Raw genomic sequence first — 21,742 nt, 5'->3', positions numbered from 1 at the left:
ATACCGGCTGATTAAGGTGGCTGCCAAAACCGTCGTGAGTGCAGGCAGCCATGAACCTATTACAAGAAGACCAACCCACCGATCTTGAGCACATCGTCGGCCTCAGCCGTCGCGGTTTTATCAGCGCCGGTGCCTTGTGCGGAGCCGCTATGTTTTTGGGCGGAGGCCTGCTGAGCCGCAGCGTGCTGGCAGACGGCATCCGTGCCGCTTCCAGCACGTTGCTGGGGTTTCGCAGCATTGAGGCTGCCACCACCGATAGCATCACGTTGCCGCCCGGCTACCGCTCATCGGTGTTGATCAGTTGGGGCCAACCGCTGCACAGCGACGGCCCTGCCTTCAACCCCGACGGTAACGGCACCGCTGCCGAGCAGGAAGTCCAGTTTGGCGACAATAACGACGGCATGAGCCTCTTCGCTTTCCCCGATGACCCGAACCGTGCCCTGATGGCCATCAACAACGAATACACCAACTACCGCTACCTTTACCCCCACGGCGGTCAGCCAACTTCAGCCGAAGAGGTACACAAAGCGCAGGCCAGCGAAGGCGTGTCGGTGATCGAGATTCAGCGCAAGGGCGACCGTTGGCAGTTTGTGCAAGGTTCGCCGTTTAATCGACGCATTCACGGCAATACCCCGATTCGCCTGAGCGGCCCGGCTGCCGGGCATGCCTTGCTGCGCACCCGGGCCGATAACAGCGGGACGCTGGCGCTGGGCACGTTCCAGAACTGCGCCAACGGCAAAACCCCGTGGGGCACCTACCTGACCTGCGAAGAAAACTTCACGGACTGTTTTGGCAGCACCGACCCCCAACACCGCTTCGACGCCGCGCAAAAACGCTACGGCGCCGTTGCCGCCAGCAAAGACATCAACTGGCACCTGCACGACCCGCGCTTCGACCTGGCGCACAACCCCAACGAGCTAAACCGTCACGGCTGGGTGGTGGAAATCGACCCCTTTGACCCGCAATCGACCCCGGTCAAGCGCACGGCGCTGGGCCGCTTCAAGCACGAAAACGCCGCACTGGCACAAACCGGTGACGGCCGCGCCGTGGTGTACATGGGCGACGATGAGCGCGGCGAGTTCATTTATAAGTTCATCAGCCGCGACAAAATCGACCAGCAAAACCCCCAAGCCAATCGCGACCTGCTGGACCACGGCACCTTGTATGTCGCCCGCTTCGACAGCGGCGACAGCAACCCGGACCGTCCCAAAGGCCAGGGCCAGTGGATCGAGCTGAGCCACGGTAAAAACGGCATCAACGCGGGCAGCGGTTTTGCCAATCAAGCCGAGGTGCTGATTCACGCGCGTCTGGCGGCCAGCACGGTGGGTGCCACGCGCATGGACCGCCCGGAATGGATTGTTGTCAGCCCTAAAGACGGCCAGGTGTATTGCACGCTGACCAACAACGTTAAACGCGGTGAAGACGGCCAGCCGGTGGGCGGTCCCAACCCGCGCGAGAAAAACGTTTATGGGCAGATCCTGCGCTGGAACGAACACAACCACGAGCATGGCGCGATGAGTTTCGACTGGGACCTGTTCGTGGTGGCAGGCAACCCGGCCGTGCACCCCAAACAGCCCAAGGGCGGCTCGGCCAATATCACCGCGCAAAACATGTTCAACAGCCCCGACGGCATGGGGTTTGACGACGCAGGACGACTGTGGATCCTGACGGACGGCGACGTCAGCAACACCGGTGATTTTGCCGGTATGGGCAATAACCAGATGCTGTGTGCCGACCCGGCCAGCGGTGAAATTCGTCGCTTCATGGTCGGGCCGGTCGGCTGTGAAGTCACTGGGATCAGCTTCTCACCGGATCAAAAAACCCTGTTCGTCGGTATTCAGCATCCGGGCGAAAACGGCGGTTCGACATTCCCCGAGCACCTGCCCAACGGCAAACCGCGCTCATCGGTGATGGCCATCAGCCGCGAAGACGGCGCGATTGTCGGTAGCTGATCAAACGCCTACGGATTTCCATCGCCCTCTGCCATCCGGTCTGCGCTAACATGCATGGCCGGACGCGGCAGCCTGCTGCGCGCAGGAGTCAGCATGTCTCATCCGTTTGCAACACTTACCCCTGATCTGGTGCTCGATGCCGTCGAAAGCATCGGTTTCCTCAGCGACGCCCGCGTGCTCGCGCTCAACAGCTACGAAAATCGCGTGTACCAAGTCGGTATCGAAGACTCGCAGCCGCTGATCGCCAAGTTCTACCGGCCCCAGCGCTGGACCAACGAAGCCATCCTCGAAGAGCACCGCTTCACCTTCGAACTCGCCGAGTGCGAGGTGCCGGTGGTAGCGCCGATGATCCATAACGGCCAGAGCCTGTTTGAACACGCGGGGTTCCGCTTCACGTTGTTCCCTCGCCGGGGTGGTCGCGCGCCAGAACCGGGCAATTTGGACCAACTGTATCGCCTCGGCCAACTGCTCGGGCGCCTGCATGCCGTGGGTGCCACTAAGCCGTTCGAACACCGTGAAGCGCTGGGTGTGAAGAATTTTGGGCATGACTCGCTGACGACCCTGCTCGAAGGTAATTTCATACCGCGCAGCTTGCTGCCTGCCTACGAGTCGGTGGCCCGTGACTTGCTCAAACGCGTCGAAGACGTGTACGCCGCCACGCCGCACACCAACATCCGCATGCACGGCGATTGCCACCCCGGCAACATGATGTGCCGTGACGAGGTGTTCCACATCGTCGATCTGGACGACTGTCGCATGGGGCCAGCGGTGCAGGATCTGTGGATGATGCTGGCCGGTGATCGGCAAGAATGCCTGGGGCAGTTGTCGGAACTGATGGACGGCTACAGCGAGTTCCATGACTTCAACCCCCGCGAGCTGGCGTTGATCGAACCGCTGCGCGCCCTGCGCCTGATGCATTACAGCGCGTGGCTGGCGCGGCGCTGGGACGATCCGGCGTTTCCCCACAGCTTTCCGTGGTTCGGCACCGAACGCTATTGGGGCGATCAGGTGCTGGCCTTGCGCGAGCAGCTGTCGGCGCTCAATGAAGAACCGCTGAAGTTGTTTTGATACGCCGCAAAGGGCTGCAAAGTAGCCCTTTGCGCGCCTCTTCGCAGTCCTGGGCAGCGACTGCAACATGCGCTGCACGCTGACCGTCACGCACGACACCTCTGTAAAACCTGCTTACACTCTCGTCCTCCACTGTGTCCATCTGTTGCCTGAGCAAGGATCCACCATGCAAGCCGCCAACCCGCGCCACGGGTACATTCTGGGCCTGAGTGCCTACATCATCTGGGGCCTGTTCCCGCTTTACTTCAAATTGCTGGCCAGCGTTCCTGCGGCTGAAATCATCGTCAACCGTGTGCTCTGGTCGGCGCTGTTTGGCTCGTTGCTGTTGCTGGTATGGAAGCACCCCGGCTGGTGGCAGGAACTGCGCGACAACCCCAAACGCCTTGGCGTGCTGACGGTCAGCGGCCTGTTGATTGCCGCCAACTGGCTGACTTACGTGTGGGCGGTCAATAACGACCGCATGCTCGAAGCCAGCCTGGGCTATTACATCAACCCGCTGGTTAATGTGCTGCTGGGCATGTTGCTGCTGGGCGAGCGCCTGCGGCGTCTGCAATGGATTGCCGTGGGCTTGGCCGCCGTCGGTGTGGCACAGCAAGTGTGGCAAGTGGGCAGCCTGCCGTGGGTGTCGCTGGTGTTGGCGCTGACCTTCGGCTTTTATGGCTTGATCCGTAAACAGGCACCGGTCAAGGCGCTGCCGGGGCTGGTGGTCGAGACCTGGATTCTGGTGCCGATTGCCATTGGCTGGTTGCTGATGCACCCCGAAGCCAACAGCGCACACGCCGAGTTTTGGTCCAGCTCGCAAGCCTGGCTGCTGGTCGCAGCAGGTCCGGCGACGCTGATCCCGTTGGTCTGCTTCAACGCCGCCGCACGGCATTTGCCTTACACCACGCTGGGCTTCATGCAGTACCTGGCGCCCACCCTGGTGCTGATTCTGGCGGTGGCGGTGTATGGCGAACACTTGTCCCACAGCACCTTGATCGCGTTCATGTTCATCTGGGCCGGTTTGGTGGTGTACAGCATTGATGCGTGGATCAGCCTGCGCCGGCGTTAATCCTCAGGCTGCAACTTAAGCTCCACCAGCATCTCATCGGCCAGGGTTTCCAGGCGCTCGCGCAGCACCTCCAGCGAGAGCGTCAGCGGCACCGCCAAAATGGCCTCGGCGTGAAACAGTGGCTCGTTGCTCATGGGCGCGAGCCGCACTTCGGTCACTAATCGCTCCAGGTTCACGCCCAACCCGGTCAGTACCCGCGTAATCTCGCGCACAATGCCGGGCCGGTCGTTGCCCACCAATTGCATTGCGATGGGCTTCCAGGTGCAGGATTGCTCGATCCCGCTCTCGGCCACCAGCACCCGAATGCCTTCCCCCTCAAGATGTTTGAGTGCGTTGACCAACTCGTCATGGGCTTCGGCCGACACCCCCAGCCGTACGATGCCCGCGAACTGCCCGGCCATGCGTGACATGCGGCTCTCCAGCCAATTGCCGCCGTGCTCGGCGATGCACTGCGCAATGCGTTCAACCTGCCCGGCTTTGTCCGGGGCAAAGACCGTAATCACAAGATGGTTCATGGCACACGCTCTCTTATTAAAGGTCGGTTGAGTATAGGCAGCCGCCGTACTGGCAGGGGAGCGTTGGCTCGCGAAGGCATCCCCCGGCGTTTATACACACCGGGCAGGTCGCTAAACGGCTTAGAAACCAGATCAGCAAACAACAAATTGTGTACTGTTTTTAGAATTATCTGGAACAACCTGTGCATTTCTTGAGAACATCCCATTCTTCTACGTGACCACTGCGATAAAAATGGTCGTAGAACGACGTGATTAGTCTGATTTTCACATCTGCAAGTGATCATGTAGTATGCCTCGGCGACCACTACATAATTTGCAACAAGGTCCGCCAAAGCGTCTGCACTACCCCGTACAACCCCGCCAGCATGAGCCACGCGGTGTTTTAAGAAGCGCTCCAGGCTTTAAATAAAAATGAGTGAGGCAAGCAATGACTGAACACGTTCACGTCGGTGGCCTGCAGGTCGCCAAAGTCCTGTTCGACTTCGTAAACAACGAAGCTATCCCCGGTACCGGTTTGACCGCCGACCAGTTCTGGGCCGGTGCCGACAAGGTTATTCACGACCTGGCACCCAAGAACAAAGCACTGCTCGCCAAACGCGATGATTTGCAGGCGCGGATCGACGCCTGGCACCAGGCTGCGGCCGGCAAGGCCCATGACGCCGTGGCTTATAAGGCCTTTCTCCAAGACATTGGGTATTTGCAGCCAGAAGCCGCAGATTTCCAGGCAACGACGCAAAACGTCGATGACGAAATCGCACGCATGGCGGGTCCGCAGTTGGTGGTGCCGGTGATGAATGCGCGCTTTGCCCTCAACGCCTCGAACGCTCGTTGGGGTTCGCTGTATGACGCGTTGTATGGCACCGATGCCATCAGCGAAGCCGATGGCGCGCAAAAGGGCAAAGGCTACAACAAGGTGCGCGGCGACAAAGTCATCGCCTTCGCCCGTGCCTTCCTTGACGAAGCCGCGCCGCTGGCCAAGGGTTCACACGTTGATGCGCTAGGCTACGCCGTGGTCAACGGCGCCTTGCACGTCGCCCTCAAGGACGGCACCAGCAGCGCTTTGCGTGATGCCGCGCAATTGATCGGTTACCGCGGCGAAGCTGGCGCCCCGACCGCCGTGCTGCTCAAGCAAAACGGCTTGCACTTCGAAATCCAGATCGACGCGACCAGCCCTGTCGGCCAGACCGATGCGGCGGGCGTCAAAGACGTGCTGATGGAAGCTGCGCTGACCACCATCATGGACTGCGAAGACTCCGTGGCCGCCGTCGATGCTGACGACAAAGTGGTGATCTACCGCAACTGGCTGGGCCTGATGAAGGGCGACCTCAGCGAGCAGGTGTCCAAGGGCGGGCAAACCTTCACCCGCACCATGAACCCGGACCGCGAATACACCGCGCCCAACGGCGCCCGCCTTAGCTTGCACGGTCGCTCGTTGCTGTTCGTACGCAACGTGGGTCACTTGATGACCATCGATGCGATCCTCGACAAAGACGGCAACGAAGTGCCCGAAGGCATCCTTGACGGCCTGCTGACCAGCCTCGCGGCGATCCACAGCCTCAACGGCACCGCCACGCGCAGCAACAGCCGCACCGGTTCGGTGTACATCGTCAAACCGAAAATGCACGGCGCCGAAGAAGCTGCGTTCACCAATGAGCTGTTTGGGCGCATTGAAGACGTGCTCAACTTGCCACGCAACACGCTCAAAGTCGGGATCATGGACGAAGAGCGCCGCACGACGGTCAACCTCAAGGCGTGCATCAAAGCCGCCAGCGAACGCGTGGTGTTCATCAACACCGGTTTCCTGGACCGGACCGGTGACGAAATCCACACCTCGATGGAAGCTGGCCCGATGGTGCGCAAGGCTGACATGAAAGCCGAGAAGTGGATCAGCGCCTACGAGAACAACAACGTCGACGTCGGCTTGAGCACTGGCCTGCAAGGCCGCGCACAAATCGGTAAAGGCATGTGGGCGATGCCCGACTTGATGGCGGCGATGCTGGAGCAAAAAATCGCGCACCCGCTGGCGGGTGCCAACACCGCGTGGGTGCCGTCGCCGACGGCTGCTGCGCTGCACGCGCTGCATTACCACAAGGTCGACGTGTTCGCGCGTCAGGCCGAACTGGCCACGCGCACCAAAGCCTCGGTAGACGACATTCTGACCCTCCCGCTGGCCGTCAACCCGCAGTGGACGCCTGAGCAGATCCAGAACGAACTGGACAACAACTCGCAGGGCATCCTGGGTTATGTGGTGCGCTGGATCGATCAGGGCGTGGGCTGCTCTAAAGTGCCGGACATCAATGACATCGGCCTGATGGAAGACCGTGCAACGCTGCGTATTTCCAGCCAGCACATCGCCAACTGGCTGCGTCACGGCATCGTCAATCAAGCTCAAGTGATGGCCAGCCTCAAGCGCATGGCGCCGGTGGTTGACCGCCAAAACGCCAATGACCCGCTGTACCGTCCTCTGGCGCCCGACTTCGACAGCAACATCGCCTTCCAGGCAGCCGTCGAATTGGTCATTGAGGGCACCCGCCAGCCTAACGGTTACACCGAGCCGGTGCTGCACCGTCGTCGTCGTGAGTTCAAGGCCAAAAATGGCCTGTGAATAAGCGTTAACGCGCAGTAACAAAAAGCCCCGGCGAACTGCCGGGGCTTTTTATTGTGCGCTCGCCACACTTCAGTCGGCAGCTCATGGGAAGCTATTCGATGTGCAGTTCGCGTTTGATCAGCGCGGTCAGTTTTTCGGTATCAATGGGCTTGAGCAGAAAATCGAGCACGCTCAAGTGCATGCCATCAATGGCATCTTTTACCTCGGCATTGCCCGACATGATGATCACCGGCATGTTCGCCCGCTCGGAGCGGCGAAGCTGGCGGATCAATTCCAGGCCGTCACCGGGCGGCATGCGCAAATCCGTCAGTAGCAGGGCAACCGATTTATCTGACTCCAGCGTGTGCCAGGCTTGCTGCTGACCAGCGGCCTTGATGCACTGAATGCCATGCAACTCCAGCAGTTCGCTGAGCAAGTCGCGCGCCAGTTGATCGTCTTCGACGATCAGTACGCGCTGTGCAGCTCGGGCACGAATGGGGGCTTTCATGACTTCGCTCAGCGCCTCTCGCTCGGCGTCGCTCAAAATGTCGTGTTCGGTCATACGGTTCTCAAAACGGCTTTATTCAGTCTGTTATCCCACCGATGCAGTCAGCTATTCCTAGGCTGTGCCCCAATGTGCGCCCGCAAGGCTGCATTTCCAAGTCTTGCAACACAATAAACGGACCTGTTTTCTGTGAGGTAATTCAAAAATATCAGTAGGCCACTATCCCCATAGACTTACGTCCAATGGGCACTTTGGCGCAGACAACCGAGCATGACTTGCATTACGACGACAGGGTGCAGCGCCCCGGCATAACAACAACGGTCAGACATGCGGTAGCGGTCAATGAGTAAATCGGATGCGTTTCTCCAGGCAGGAAAGGCTGCGGTGTTGCAGAACATTCACGGCACCATGCAGTTTTTGCAGCGATTCCCGCCCTTCAATCACATGGAAAACACTCACCTGGCGTTTTTAGTCGAGCAGTGCCAACTGCGCTTCTATGGCCCCGGTGAAAGCATCATTCGGCCTGCGGACGGCCCGGTCGAACACTTTTACATCGTCAAACAAGGCCGTGTGGTGGGCGAGCGCACCCATGTCGGGCGCCAGGAAGCCGAAACCACGTTCGAGATCACCGCAGGCGAATGCTTCCCTCTCGCCGCGTTGCTGGGCGAACGTGCCACCCGCACCGAGCACCGCGCCGCTGAAGACACGTTTTGTCTTCAATTAAACAAACCCGCGTTTATCAAATTGTTTGCCTTGTCTGACGAGTTTCGCGATTTCGCCCTGCGCGGGGTCAGCAGCTTGCTCGACAAGGTGAACCAGCAGGTTCAGCAAAAAGCTGTCGAAACCCTCGGCACTCAATACTCCCTCAATACCCGTCTGGGCGAATTGGCCATGCGCCACCCTGTTACTTGCCTGCCTGGCACCGCCTTGCGCGAAGCCGTGCGGCTGATGCACGAGCAACAAGTGGGCAGCATTGTGATCGTGGATGAGCGCAAGGCGCCGCTGGGGATTTTCACCCTGCGCGATCTGCGCCAGGTGGTCGCCGACGGCACGCAGGACTTTGCGCAAGCCATCGACCAGCACATGACGCCGGGGCCGTTTTACCTGACGCCCGACCACAGTGCGTTCGATGCGGCCATCGCCATGACCGAACGGCACATTGCCCACGTCTGTCTGGTGAAGGATCAGCGCTTGTGCGGTGTGGTTTCAGAGCGTGATCTGTTTTCACTGCAACGGGTTGATCTGGTGCACCTGGCCCGCACCATCCGCCACGCACCACGGCTTGAGAGCCTGATCAACCTGCGGGGCGAAATCGGTCAATTGGTGGAGCGCATGTTGGCCCACGGTGCTTCGTCGACCCAGATCACCCACATCATCACGCTGCTCAACGATCACACGGTGTGCCGCGTGATCGAGCTGGTACTGGCCGAAAAAGGCGACCCCGGCGTGCCGTTCACCTGGCTGTGTTTCGGCAGCGAAGGCCGTCGCGAGCAGACACTGCACACCGACCAGGACAACGGCATTCTGTTTGAAGCCGCTGATGCTGTGCAGGCCGCCGAGATTCGTCAACGCCTGCTGCCCATCGCGCAGTTGATTAACACTCACCTGGCAGCCTGCGGTTTTACCCTGTGCAAGGGCAACATCATGGCGGGTAACCCCGACCTGTGTTTGTCACGAGCCGAATGGGCGCGACGCTTTGCGGCGTTTATCCGCGAAGCCACGCCTGAAAATCTGCTGGCCTCCAGCATCTATTTCGACCTGCGGGCGGTATGGGGTGACGACAGCGGGTGCCAGCAACTGCGCCGCGGCATTCTGGAGCAGGTCGCCGACAATCGTCTGTTCCAGCGCATGATGGCGGACAACGCCTTGCGCCATCGTCCGCCAGTGGGGCGCTTTCGCGAGTTTGTGCTGGAACGTAAAGGCAGCGAAAAAGCCACCCTGGACCTTAAAGTGCAGGGCCTGACCCCGTTTGTGGACGGTGCACGCTTATTGGCGCTGGCCCATGGCGTGGAGGCCAACAACACCCTCGAACGCTTGCGCCACTTGGTGACGCAGGGCGTGATCGAGCCGCTGGACGGGGCGGCCTATGAAGAGGCGTATCACTTCATTCAGCAAACGCGCATGCAGCAACACCAATTGCAAACCCGTGAAAACCGCCCGTACTCGAACCGGGTCGACCCGGACAGCCTCAACCAGCTCGACCGGCGCATCCTGCGTGAAGCGTTGCGTCAGGCGCAGCGCCTGCAAAGCAGCCTGGCGCTGCGGTATCAGCTATGAGCCTGCTGTCATGGCTGTTGTCGCGCAAAAGCCCGGTCTTGAGCCTTGAGCAGCAACAGCGCCTGCTGCAACTGCCACCCTCGCCGGGGCTGCGCGACACCTCGTTGCGCCATCAACGTTGGGTGGTGGTCGATCTGGAAACCAGCGGCCTGAACCTTAACCGCGACCAAGTGCTGTCAATCGGTGCGATGGTGATTGAGGACGGGGCGATTGATCTGGGCCAGGCGTTTGAGCGCACCTTGCGCCGCGCCCACAACCCGCTCAGCCCCAGCGTGCTGCTGCATGGATTGGGGCCTGAAACGATTGCCGCCGGGTGTGAGCCGGCCGATGCCCTGCTCGATTTTATGGCGTTTGTGGGGGGCAGCCCGTTGCTGGCGTTCCATGCGCCGTTTGACCAGCACATGCTGGGCCGCGCGTTGAAAGACAGTCTGGGTTATCGCTTGCAGCATCCGTTTATGGACGTGGCAGCGCTGGCCCCCATGCTGTGCCCGCACGCCGATTTACGCGAGGCGGGGCTCGACCACTGGATCAAGCATTTCAACTTGCAGGTCGAGGACCGCCACAACGCCAGCGCCGATGCCCTGGCCACCGCCGAACTGGCGCTGATCCTGTTCAGCCGTGCGCGCGCACAGGGGCTGGATAGCCCGCTGGCGCTGCAACAGCGGCTCAATCAATGGCAGCGGCGCAAGCAGGTGCACAGTTTTTAAAAGCGGTATTGCGCCCCGGCCCCGGCGTACCACGAACGGCCCGGCGCAGCTTCGTAGAAGCGGTCATTGCCGTCGGCCACAATCACCGAACCTACGTATTGGCGGTCCAGCAGGTTGTCCAGTCGCAGGGTTTGGTGGAAGGTCCAGTGTTCGACGTTCTGCTCAAAACGCGCACGCCAGTTGAACACGCTGTAGGCCGGGGCGGCTTTCTTGCTGTTGGTGTCTTCAACGTAGACCTTGCTGCGATACATGCCCTCGACGGCGGTGCTGACCCAATCTGCGGGTTTCCAGTTCACTTCGGCAAACAGCGTGGTTTGCGGCACGCCGGGCAGGTAATTGCCTTTATCGACAGTGCCTTTGCTGCTGCTGAAGTCGCTGTCGTAAGTGGCTTGCAGGCGGGTGTAGGCCAGGGTGGTGGTCCAGTGTTCGCTGAGCTGGCTTTCGACGCCCAGCTCAAACCCTCGGCGCAAGGTGCGGCCGGCGTTTTGGTAGCTGGTACGTCCGCCCACCGAACCTGCGACCACCAACTCGTCTTCGGTGGTGATCTGGAACACGGCAGCGTTGATTCGCGTGTTGTAGACCTGAGCTTTCAACCCCATTTCATACTGGGTACTTTCAGAGGGCTTGAGTCCGAAGTTGAAGCCTTCCTGATTGCCCGGCGCATAGGCTAACTCAGCTTGAGTCGGTGTTTCGAAGCCTTTGCCCGCGCTCACATAGCCATGCAGTTCTGGTGTGAAGGCGTACATCACACTCATTGACGGCGTGGCCTTTTTGTAGCGTTTGGTGCCGCTGGCGTCGCCATTGCTCAAAAAGTGATCGTCGACGTCCATTTCCATCGTGCTGTAGCGCAAGCCTGCTTGCAGGGTCCAGTCTTCGATGGCCCAGTTGGCTTGTACGAAGGGGTCAAGGCTGCGAGCAGTATCGACTTCGTCGCGGCGCATTTCGCCTTTAACGCCCAATTGCGCCCCGTTGTAGTTTTGGTAGCCGTGCCGGTTGTCACGGCTCTGATCAAAGTCCACGCCGCTGATGATAATCAGCTCACCTGGCGCGCTCGTGATGGGCTGAATCCAATGCACATTGGTGCCGTAAAACTTGCGATCGAATTGCACAACGCCGCCACCCCGTGCATTTGCCGGATTGAGCGTTTGGGTATTACCGATGTATTTGGGAATCGCCAAATACTGAATCACGCTGCGCGTCCCGGTATACGCATTGACCTGCAAGGTCGCGTCGCCAAAGTAGCGCTCGTAATTCAACCCCAGTTGTTGATGGTCAATGCTTTTACGCGTGTTGTAGGTAATGGCATTGGGTGCAACTGAGCGTGGGTCCGCTTTGTAGGCTTCCCAACTTTGTCCCAGCGGATCTTGCGTGCCGTTCTGCTCCAGGCTGCTGTAGATCAGCGCCAGTTTGCTGTCCTCGTCGGGTTTGAAGTTGAGCTTGGCGAAGGTCTGGTCGCGGCGGGCGGCGCTGTGGTCGCGGTAGCCATCGGTGTCCATGCGTGAGGCGTCAAGCACAAAGCCCACGTCATCGGCCGCGCCTTCAGCCGTGAGGTGGTTTTTACTCATGCCGTCACTGCCGATCAGTGTTTCGGCGCCGATGCGCGGCGGGCCTTCGCCATCGCGCGAGAACATTTGAATCACTCCGCCCGCGTTGCTGCCATACAGCGTCGCAGCGGGGCCGCGCAGTACTTCGATGCGCTCGGCGGTGTCCAGGTTGAACGTTGCCGCCTGACCCTGGCCATCCGGGGTGCTGGCCGGAATACCATCGGCAATCAATTTGATACCGCGTACACCAAACGCCGAGCGCGCGCCAAAGCCTCGGGATGAAATTTGCAGGTCTTGTGCATAGTTCTGACGGTTTTGCACCACCAGCCCCGGCACCCGGGACAGTACTTCGGACGCGTTAATGCCCAGTTGGCCGTCGCTGATTTGCGCCTGGTTGATGCTGTCAACCGAGTACGGCAGATCAAAACTCGGGCTGGCGCTGCGTGAGCCGGTAATGACGCTTGGGTCGAGTTCCAGCGGTTCAGCAAAGCAGATAGGCGTCAGGCAGAGGCTGGGCACAAAAAGGGCAAGGCGAGCGGGTGCAAAAAATTTCATGGGGGGTATTGGAGTTCCGTGGGACGCGACCCGTCTTGGGCGACGGGTATCAGGCTAGCAGAGGGCGCGCAGTTTAGCGGCTCAAGCGCCTTATAGCGGTAAAAAAGGCAGATGCACAGGCTCTGAGGGTATTTCTGTTGGAGTTTCACGTTAGGCCTAAGAGGCGTCTTACACAAGACCCAGAAGTCATGACCTAGGAGGGGATTTATTTCACATGCTAGGTTGCCTTCTCTCTCGGAAGGGCACCTGTATGACTTATAAGAATGTGCTGTTGTGCGCGGTATCTGTGATGTTGGGCGGATGTGGGTCTGCGCAGACGCTCTTCAGTTATGACGAAACAATCCGGCGCACGCTCAAAAAAAAACACACCTATTGTGAGTCCATTCCGCGGTTGTACAGCGGTGTAGCGTTTGACCTGTGTGTATTGAACGCACTCCCTAATACATCGAGTGGTGTACCCGTCGGTTTTGTGCCGATCTTCTTCTTTGATGTGTTTGCCTCTGCAGCTGTCGATACAGTGGTTTCGCCTTACACACTGTATCGACAGTATAAATATGGCAGCATATTGCTGAGGTCTTACTAGCGTTTGGGCTGGTAAAGAGAACAAATACGCTTCCAGTGCTTGTTAGTTTGCAGATTGCAACCCTCTCGCTTTCAGGTCCCTAATTAAACCCTCCAGGTAGTCATAGCGCTTGAGGTGGATGTCAGGCCAATTGGGGTGATCGATAAACACTGCGCCGTTATCGAGCTGGATGCGTGTGCGCACGATTTGTTGATTTTTGGCGCGATGGATCAGGTAGGGGCCTTCGGATGGAATATTTTCCAACATGAACGTGCCAGGTTTATTGAGTTTTGACTCAATCTGCGGCGTATTGAACGGCGGTAATTTTGGTTTTGTACCGGCAATTTCGACCTCTAGCCAGTAGTCATTTTTTAATAGGATGTGCTCACGCTGCCATATGCTCGGCGGTATGACCTCGGCGATGTTCTGGCGCAGACCGAGGGAGTTGTTCGGTGCTGCATCTGAGATACGCACACCTATTGCGCCTTCCAGTTCGGCTATTCCCGGGACCCCTTGATAGGTGTTTGCATGGCTGTTACCGGTGAGGGCAATCCATTTTTTATTGGGGTTTGCTGCCAGATGGCCCCTGATCACCTGCGATGCAAAATAGCTGAACATTTCAGTGCGGTTCAGGTCAGGAAAGCGAGTCGGCATGCCTCTAACGTGATAACTGGCTGTACAGTCCAGGGCTTTGATCGGGATGCGCTGCTTTACAGCCTCGCGGACCAATTTGCTGTAGGTGAACTCACTCGAGGGGTCGATCTGGTGTCCGACATCCTGGGACGTTAAAAAGTCGTCCAGTGCGGGGGGGATTTTTTGAGTAGTGAAAAAGTCATCTAGCATGGACTGATGAGTATCGGTTTGCAGGTGCTCCAGAAAGAGCACGCCGACTTCACTTTTTTTGAGCGCGCTCATCTGTGTGATCAATATTTTTTTCGCGGATTGTTGCGAATGCGCTTCGCCTAAAATCACACCTTGCGATTGCTCGAACAATTTTTTGAACAGGTCATCGGGCGTGACGGACTGTGCCAATGAAGGGCGAACGGCTCGTGGTTTAGGCTCAGATGCCTTGAGAAACGTCTGGGCGTCCGTCAGTAATTTAGCCCTGAGGGTTTTGAAGGTCTGGCTGGCCTTTTGAAGCTCAGGATTGGGTGATACATAGTCGACGTGCAGGAGTTTGTCGTTCCCTGCGATGAGTTCCTGAACAATGGCGCGGTGCTCTACAGGTAGGTCGTAGGCGCTGTATGAGATGTTTGTGGAGCGTGCAGGCAATTGAGTTTTCTCGCGGACCAAGGGTTCCCAGTGCTTTTCGGTACTGGACAGACGATGCTTGATTTCCCAGTGCCCTTGCGTGCGCCTCAGTTTGTAACTGGCGCTGCTGGAACCTGCGGGCATTTGCAGGTACCAGTGGCGGCGTAGCCAGCCGGAGTAGACCTCGAAGACAATGCCGCCCTGCTCGATATAGTTCAGGTTGGCGACCCGATAGATGCCTTGGGCGTCAGGTGTTTTTCCGCTGAGCGAGACACTCGTGACTTTTGCACTGTCTATGACACGCTCGATGCCGCTCCTTTGCGTGAGCTGGGGCGATGCCGGGTGCACGTCCCATTTGCCTGCCGACAGCTCGTTTACGGGCACGCGGCGCTGGGCATCAGGGGCTCTCTCGTCGCTCACTCGCCAGATCTCGTCCAGATTGTCATAGCGGCTGCGGTACAAATTGCCATTACTGTCTTTAACGTAATACGCCGGTACGCTACCGCCGTTTGAGGGGCCTTCGTATACACCTGCGCCATACTCGTGACCGGTGCGAAGTTTGAGCGATTGCGGGGAGGGTGAACTGGCCGCATTGGGATTGAGTGTGGCCGCGGGTTGTCTGGCTCGCTGGCGAATAGAGCGGCTAAACACCGAAGAACCGGCAAAGTCCGAAGCACCATCGGTGAGATGGCTGATGGCCCCCATCCAGTGCAGTAAGGCTTCGTATTTTTCATCCCGTTGCAGGGCGTCATAGACGAATGTCAATTGGTAGATGAAGCGCGCAGCCACAATGGGCAGCAGTATTTTGGTGGGCAACACAAACGATATGACATCAAGCAACGTCAGCGCCGTCTCTTTGGCCGTGTTGAGGTTGCTTTCATAGGTGGAGGTCGATTGTTCGTCAGCATCCCTGAGCGTATACGAGACCTCTGTGTCGTAGGACGCTTCGAACGCGTGGTGATGGATCATTTGCAATCGAACGTTGCTGTCGGTCAGCCCCTTATTGAGCAGAGGTTTGATATAGGCCTGCTGTGCTGAAGTCACCTTGTTCTCGACATAACGGTGAAAAATCGGTTGGGACAAAAGGCGGGCCAAATCATTACGTGAGCTTGCCACGGTAAACCAATTGTTGTTCGGCGCGTCAGGGTGGTAGCACAACAGGTGGGGAGCCCCTGTAGAACTGAATACCAGCAGGCCCGGCAGCGAATGGTAGCGCAACATCAGTAGATGGACTTTTATCTGAGCCCCTTGAATCAAGGGGCGGTTTTTTTCAACCGGATGGTCCAATACCGCTTGTACCCAGGCAGCATTACTCTCCGTCAGCGCACCTGACAGGCGTGCTTCAATCAGGTCCAGTTTTAGTTGTGCAGTCTTGAGGGCGACGTACCGCTCTTTGCGCCAGTGTGCTTGCTGCGAATTCACCAGCAGATGATTAAGTCGGGTTTTGTAGCGTTCGCCAATATCGAGTTCTCGCACCAGGGTTTTGATGTAGCTTGGCGTCAGAACGAGATGTGGGTGCCCCTTGGCGTCGGTGATACGTGCAGTCAAGGCAAAGGTGATGTCCCATACCCCGACGTTGGAGAGCGCCAGTTCGCTGAGGCTCAGAGTGGTGGTTTTATAGGTAATTGAAGGTCCGGTCCGCGGGATGCTGGAACCGGCGGGGAACCCAGAACCGCCGATAGGGTAAATCACTGGGCCTGTTTGCAAGGCTTCAGTGGTGGAGATGAAGATGAAATCGGGATCGACCTCGATGTTACGGTCGGCTTTGATCCGTTCTTTAAGCTGCTGGCGTGCGTACCCCAACAGTGTGTGTTTTTGCCCGCTTTGGGTGATGGATTGTGCCAGGCTGGTCTCGGATGCCCGTTGTTCATGGATGAGTTTTTCGACCGCCAGTCGCCACTGACTTTTATTGGCGTCGCTCGCCGTTTTGAGCCAGTTCGGGAGCTGGCTTTCCAGCAGTCGGGTATAGCGAGTCCGTAAAATACCTGCGGGTTTTAACACGATGCTTGAGTCCAGTGACTGCTCTACGTGCTCGGACAGTTGCGCGATGCTCTTGTCTTCCTGGCGTGCGACCGCCACGGACCAGGCATGGCGCATGTCATGCTTTTGCTTGTCGATCAGTTGATCGGCGTAAAAGGTTTGAGCAGAGGCCTCCTCGACCGGGCTGAGATCCACATGATGATGGGCAAGGGCGCGCACACGGTCTTGCTCCAGCACGCTCTCGAACAATGAGTCGCGCTGGTAGGTGTCCGTAAGCCGCGCACTCAGCTCCTGGGTCAGCGCCGACAAGGAGGCGAATGACTCCAGACCCTGGGTGGGGGTGAAAAGCACTACTGTGCGCGGCGAATCGTCTTGCACCACTCGCAGCGTTAAAGAGTCGGTTGATTCGGTAGGCAGGTTTTTCGTGGTGATCACAAAAATGCCGTGCAAAGGCAGGGCCGCCAGTGGGTTGTTCCCGTTGAGGGTCAGCGTATAGAAACCGAACGTGGCTTGTGCGGACGGCTCTTGGGTTGGGGGAAATACCTGATTGACCGCATTCAGAGCCGCCGTATCCAGAGTTTTGTCGTCATGACGCACAGCGGCTTCGGCGCGGATCATGTTTCTAACATAGTGCGATAGCCAAGCTTTCGGGGTCAGTGAATTAAACTCACTCTGCGGCTTTTGCCAAAATTCGATGAGCGCATCGCGCAGGCAAATCTCAAGGCTAAACGTGGTGTCGGCGAGGAATTTTTCAAGCAGATCCACGGTGATCTCACTGGCCTGATCCTGCTCGGCCAACGTGTGGGCGTAGTGATAGACCTTGGTTTTACCTTGCACAAAGGTGGGTACCTTTTGTTCGAGATAGCACTGATCGATCAGCATGCTCAGCGTTTTGCTGGTGATGAAGGGCGTTTGCCCCGGCTCAGGTGGGGCTTGTTCATTGATGAAAAGCAGGTCGGTGCAAACGTCCTCTGCCAGCGTCGGGAAAAACTGACGCAGACGATGCTCCATGGCGATTTCCAGGTCTGGCAGGTTATTGCGCAGGGTAAGCAGTTCTTTAGCGGCGTTCGTGAGCAATGCCAAGTTGTCAGGCATAGGGGGCGTTCCTGTTGTGGAGGTGGGTGCGAGATGCACACCAATGCGTCATCACAGGAAATCGCAAAGTGCAGGGGGGCTGGGCTTATATATGTATGCCGTGGGGGAGGGATTACGCCGCGAGGCGTGCCATGAGCCGTCAGAGCAGGGCGTGGCAAATCGCGCTGGGTCATTACCGCGCTCTTTACGCTATAATCGCGCCCTTTAGTTGTTTCTGCGCGTTGCGCGCAGCACACCCTTTTTTCAGGCGCCTGCCGCCTGCCTGCATTCAAAAGAGGCACAACCTGTGGCATTGACGATTCTTGGCCTGTCCGGCGCCCTGAGCCATGACCCCTCCGCCGCCCTGTATATCGACGGCAAGCTGGTCGCGGCAGCGGAAGAAGAGCGCTTTGTACGTGATAAGCATGCAAAACACCGCATGCCGTACGAATCTGCAAAATTTTGCCTTGAACAAGCGGGTATCAAGCCTTCCGACGTTGACGTAGTGGCGATCCCATTCGCCCCGATCAGCTTGTTCGGTGAGGCGCGCTGGCACTATGCCAAGCGTTACTGGTATGCCCCGGATCGCGCCCTGGATGCGATTTTGATGGGTAACCGTCGCTACAAGCGCTATCGCAACAAGATTGTGTGGTGCCTTGAGCAACTGGGTTTCGATCCGAAAAAAATCAAGATCGAGCCGGTTGAACACCATTTGGCTCACGCCTCCAGCGCTTACCACTGCTCGGGTTTCAAAGAGAAAACCGCGATCCTGGGCATCGACGGTAAAGGCGAGTACGCCACGACCTTCTTCGGTTATGGCGAAAACGGCAAGATCACCAAGATCAAAGAGTTCTTCGACCCGGATTCCCTGGGCGGCCTTTACGGTGCAATCACCGAGTTTCTCGGTTTCGAGATGCTGGACGGCGAGTTCAAGGTGATGGGCATGGCGCCGTACGGCGACGCCAGCAAGTACGATTTCTCGCGCCTGGCCTCGTTCGAAAATGGCGAATTGGTGATCAACACTGAATACGCCAACGTCATCGGCCTGCGCCGCTACAAAGAGAAGGGCAAAGGTTTCTACTTCTCGCCAAAACTGATCGAGTGGCTGGGTCCCAAGCGCGAAGGCGATATCGCCGACGAGCCGTATATCCACTACGCGGCCAGCATGCAGGCACTGTTCGAAAAACTGTCGTTGCAGATGATCGACTACTACCTGGGCGACGTGCTTAAAGAAACCGGCAAGCTGGCCTTTGCCGGCGGCTGCGCGCTGAACGTTAAGCTGAACCAGAAGATCATTGCCCGTCCAGACGTCAAAGAACTGTTCGTGCAACCGGCGTCCGGCGATGCAGGCACCGCTGTCGGCGCCGCCGCTTATGTGTCGCACGCCCGTGGCGTACCGGTCGAGAAGATGGAACACGTCTACCTCGGCCCTGCGTACAGCAACGAAGACGTGATCGCGGCTTGTGCCCGTCATCCTGGCAAACCGGCGTACCGCAAGATCAGCAACACCCCTGAAAACATCGCCAAGATCATGGTCGACGGCAATCCGGTGGCCTGGTTCCAGGGCCGCATGGAGTTTGGCCCGCGTGCCTTGGGCGGTCGTTCGATCATCGGCTGCCCAAGCAGCTCGGGTGTGGCTGACCGCATCAACGAACAAATCAAGTTCCGCGAGCGCTGGAGGCCTTTCTGCCCTTCGATGCTCGACACCGTGGCCCCGCAAATGATCAAGGTCGATCACCCGGCCCCGTTCATGACCTTCACCTTTGAAGTGGCGCAAGAGTGGAAGACCCGCGTACCAGAGGTGGTGCACGAAGACGGCACCTCCCGTGCCCAAGTGCTGGAGCGTCAATACAACCCGCGCTACTACGACATGATGAAAGCGCTGGAAGTGCTGACCGGCAATGGTGTGTCACTCAATACCTCGCTCAACCGTCGTGGCGAGCCGATGGTGTGTTCGCCGACCGACGCCCTGAACATGTTCTTCGGTTCTGATTTGCAGTACCTGATCATGGAAGACATTTTGGTAGTCAAAGACGGCGCGGATGCTTATGACTCGCTCGACTGAGCGTCATGTGTTGCAGTTCTGTCACGGCTATGACGGGCCGTTTCTGGACTGCGCCCGTCAATACGCCAGCCTGTTTGCAGGCACCGGGTACAAGGTCACCACGGTCTTTTTGACCGGGGCGGCTGACCCCCAGGTTGCAGCGGGCTGCGGGTCGGACGACGTGCTGTTCATGGAGTTCAGCTCCAAGGCCATTCGTGGCCTGAAGCTGGGCGCCATCCGCGAACTGCGCAAAATTGCGGCCTCGCGCGATTTCAGCTTTTGCATCGCACACCGTTTCAAGCCGATTTACGTCGCGTTGTTGGCCACTGATTTGCCGGTGATCGGCGTGCACCATGCGTTCGGCGATTACCAGCGTCGTAGCCGCAAGCTGTTCGCCCACTTGTTTCGCAAGCGTTTGAGCCTGCTCGGCGTTTCGGATGCCGTGCGTGATGACTTGCGCAAGTGCCTGCCAAAATGGCCAAACGGGCGTATCAGTACGCTTTACAACCGGATCGACATTCAGGCGGTGCAAGCCAGCCAGGTGCCGCGCGCTGAGGCGCGTGCCGACCTTGGGCTGTCGGCTGACGGTTTTGTGATCGGCAACGTTGGGCGTCTGCACCCTGATAAAGACCAGACCACGCTGATTCAGGGCTTTGCCAAGGCACTGGCGCACCTTCCCGCGGACAGCCAACTGGTGATCATGGGCAAGGGCCGTCTGGAGCAGGACCTCAAGGAACTGGCGAAAGAACTCGGCGTTGCCGAGCAGGTGAAGTTTCTCGGTCAAGTGCCCGATGCGCGCTGCTACTTCCGCGCGTTTGATGTGTTTGCCCTCAGCTCCGACCATGAACCGTTCGGCATGGTGCTGCTGGAGGCGATGGCTGCTGGCGTGCCGTTACTGGCCACGGCCTGTGGTGGCGCCAAGGAAGTGGTCGAGGGCGTGGGCATTCTGTTCCCGCTGGGCGACGCAGATCATCTGGCTCAGGGCCTGCAACATTTGGCACAGCTCGATGATGCGCAGCGTCTGGCCTGTGCCCAATTGATGCTGGCGCGCCTGCATGACCGTTTTAGCGATCAAGCGGTGCGCGATACCTTCTGGCAGTTGCCGCAAGTCACCGACCTGACTGCGGGGGCCTGATGCTTAATCGATTTCAGGGCTGGCGCGAGCGCGGCTGGCAGGCGGTTGACGCTGACACTTATGCCCATGCCTGGCAGCGTTTTGGTGGCAGCGTCGCCACCCATCCGCAGGTCATTGAGCGCCTGGCGCACTTGGCGGGTATCCCGGTGCGTTATTTAGCCTGGGAGCAGGGCGCTGAACTTAAAGCCGCAATCGCGACGTGGGGCCGCGACTTGGCACTGTCCAAGGACGTGCTCAAGCGCCGCGGCAAAAAAGGCCTGTTTGATCTGGGCAATGCCGAGTTGATTTTGCCTGCGGCCGATGATGCAGCAGCGCCTTTACGCCATCGTGGGCGTTACTTGTCACAACTCAACGAGGGGCGTTTCAGTACCTTAGTCGCGCAAACCGAACAGTTGGCGATGGCACGCACCCCCGAAGAGCTGTCAAAGAAATTTCGCTATAACCAGCGCCGTGAACTGCGCTTACTCGAAGAGGCGGGCGGAGTCATACGCCCGGTGTCTGAGTTTTCCAGCGTCGAGTTGTCGGCCATTTATTGCGATTTATTTCTGCGGCGCTGGGGCTTTGTGGCCACCGGGGCCGAGCGTATGGCTGAAGTCATTGAGCTATTACGCGAGTTTTTGATCGGCTCGGTGATCTTCCTCAACGATGCGCCCATTGCCATCCAATTGGTGTATCGGGTTGAATCGCCGCAATGGATCAGCGTTGAGTACGTCAATGGCGGCGTCGACCCCCAAACGCGTGCTTTCAGCCCCGGCAGCGTGTTGAGCTTTATCAACACCCAGTCGGCCTGGGAGCAGGCCCGCAGTGTTAACAAGCCGCTGCGTTTCTCGTTCGGCCGCGCTGACCGCGAATACAAAGAGCGCTGGTGCAACCCGGTGCCCGTCTTCAAAGTGTGATGTCGTCCCGGTAGGCGCGAGCGCTCGCAATGGGGCCAT

Annotated in this window: 14 protein-coding genes; 10 read left to right on the top strand and 4 right to left on the bottom strand. The window is 58.4% G+C overall.

Going from position 1 to position 21,742, the window contains the following annotated elements; genetic code table 11:
• Positions 1 to 50: 50 nt before the first annotated feature.
• The 3 genes from TU86_RS11810 to rarD all read left to right on the top strand — a co-directional run bounded on the left by TU86_RS11810 (position 51) and on the right by rarD (position 4,071).
• Positions 51 to 1,952 carry a PhoX family protein gene (locus TU86_RS11810; protein ID WP_048364493.1) on the top strand — a complete coding sequence of 634 codons (1,902 nt, stop codon included), beginning with the start codon at positions 51 to 53 and terminating at the stop codon, positions 1,950 to 1,952.
• A 93-nt stretch (positions 1,953 to 2,045) separates the two neighbouring features.
• On the top strand, positions 2,046 to 3,020 hold the full coding sequence (locus tag TU86_RS11805; RefSeq protein WP_048364492.1) for a serine/threonine protein kinase: 975 nt from the start codon (positions 2,046 to 2,048) through the stop codon (positions 3,018 to 3,020).
• Between the two features lie 166 nt (positions 3,021 to 3,186).
• The gene (rarD, locus tag TU86_RS11800) at positions 3,187 to 4,071 is read left to right on the top strand and encodes an EamA family transporter RarD (protein WP_048364491.1); all 885 of its coding nucleotides are present in this window, start codon (positions 3,187 to 3,189) and stop codon (positions 4,069 to 4,071) included.
• On the opposite strand, the gene TU86_RS11795 is transcribed toward rarD, so the two are convergent.
• Entirely contained in the window at positions 4,068 to 4,586 is a 519-nt protein-coding gene (locus TU86_RS11795) for a glycine cleavage system transcriptional repressor (RefSeq protein WP_048364490.1), read from the bottom strand. The genes rarD and TU86_RS11795 overlap by 4 nt on opposite strands.
• Before the next feature lie 427 nt (positions 4,587 to 5,013).
• Between TU86_RS11795 and TU86_RS11790 the strand changes: the two genes are divergently transcribed.
• Complete coding sequence (locus tag TU86_RS11790) at positions 5,014 to 7,191, top strand: malate synthase G (RefSeq protein WP_048364489.1); 2,178 nt, start codon at positions 5,014 to 5,016, stop codon at positions 7,189 to 7,191.
• Positions 7,192 to 7,285: 94 nt separating this feature from the next.
• Here the strand turns inward: TU86_RS11790 and TU86_RS11785 are convergent, their stop codons facing one another.
• Complete coding sequence (locus TU86_RS11785; RefSeq protein ID WP_048364488.1) at positions 7,286 to 7,735, bottom strand: response regulator; 450 nt, start codon at positions 7,733 to 7,735, stop codon at positions 7,286 to 7,288.
• A 285-nt stretch (positions 7,736 to 8,020) separates the two neighbouring features.
• On the opposite strand from TU86_RS11785, the gene TU86_RS11780 reads away from it, so the two are divergent.
• On the top strand, positions 8,021 to 9,955 hold the full coding sequence (locus tag TU86_RS11780; RefSeq protein WP_048364487.1) for a putative nucleotidyltransferase substrate binding domain-containing protein: 1,935 nt from the start codon (positions 8,021 to 8,023) through the stop codon (positions 9,953 to 9,955).
• A complete protein-coding gene (locus TU86_RS11775) occupies positions 9,952 to 10,662 on the top strand; it encodes a 3'-5' exonuclease (RefSeq protein WP_048364486.1) in 711 nt (236 codons plus the stop codon). The genes TU86_RS11780 and TU86_RS11775 overlap by 4 nt, the downstream gene beginning before the upstream one ends.
• Here TU86_RS11775 and TU86_RS11770 read toward each other — a convergent pair.
• A complete protein-coding gene (locus tag TU86_RS11770) occupies positions 10,659 to 12,761 on the bottom strand; it encodes a TonB-dependent receptor family protein (protein ID WP_048364485.1) in 2,103 nt (700 codons plus the stop codon). The two genes, TU86_RS11775 and TU86_RS11770, sit on opposite strands and share 4 nt — an antisense overlap.
• 214 nt (positions 12,762 to 12,975) lie before the next feature.
• On the opposite strand from TU86_RS11770, the gene TU86_RS22445 reads away from it, so the two are divergent.
• Positions 12,976 to 13,344: a YceK/YidQ family lipoprotein gene (locus TU86_RS22445; RefSeq protein ID WP_338053168.1), complete on the top strand. Its 369-nt coding sequence runs from the start codon at positions 12,976 to 12,978 to the stop codon at positions 13,342 to 13,344.
• Between the two features lie 42 nt (positions 13,345 to 13,386).
• Here TU86_RS22445 and TU86_RS11765 read toward each other — a convergent pair whose 3' ends face one another.
• Positions 13,387 to 17,649, bottom strand: a complete 4,263-nt coding sequence (locus TU86_RS11765) for a membrane-targeted effector domain-containing toxin (protein ID WP_048364484.1) — start codon at positions 17,647 to 17,649, stop codon at positions 13,387 to 13,389.
• Positions 17,650 to 17,935: 286 nt separating this feature from the next.
• Here TU86_RS11765 and TU86_RS11760 point away from each other — a divergent pair, with 286 nt between their 5' ends.
• From TU86_RS11760 to TU86_RS11750, 3 genes are read left to right on the top strand one after another with little or no spacing between them, the layout of a single operon-like run.
• Positions 17,936 to 19,693 carry a carbamoyltransferase family protein gene (locus TU86_RS11760; protein ID WP_048364753.1) on the top strand — a complete coding sequence of 586 codons (1,758 nt, stop codon included), beginning with the start codon at positions 17,936 to 17,938 and terminating at the stop codon, positions 19,691 to 19,693.
• Complete coding sequence (locus tag TU86_RS11755) at positions 19,677 to 20,807, top strand: glycosyltransferase (protein ID WP_048364483.1); 1,131 nt, start codon at positions 19,677 to 19,679, stop codon at positions 20,805 to 20,807. Before TU86_RS11760 ends, TU86_RS11755 begins: the two co-directional genes overlap by 17 nt.
• Positions 20,807 to 21,703 (top strand): GNAT family N-acetyltransferase, encoded by an 897-nt coding sequence (locus TU86_RS11750; protein WP_048364482.1) that lies wholly within the window; start codon positions 20,807 to 20,809, stop codon positions 21,701 to 21,703. Before TU86_RS11755 ends, TU86_RS11750 begins: the two co-directional genes overlap by 1 nt.
• Positions 21,704 to 21,742 lie beyond the last annotated feature (39 nt).

The sequence above is a fragment of the Pseudomonas weihenstephanensis genome (assembly GCF_001043055.1).
In the GTDB taxonomy this organism is placed as follows: domain Bacteria; phylum Pseudomonadota; class Gammaproteobacteria; order Pseudomonadales; family Pseudomonadaceae; genus Aquipseudomonas; species Aquipseudomonas weihenstephanensis.
Note: the sequence above shows the minus strand (reverse complement) of the source record. Positions and strands in the feature narration are given on the sequence as shown.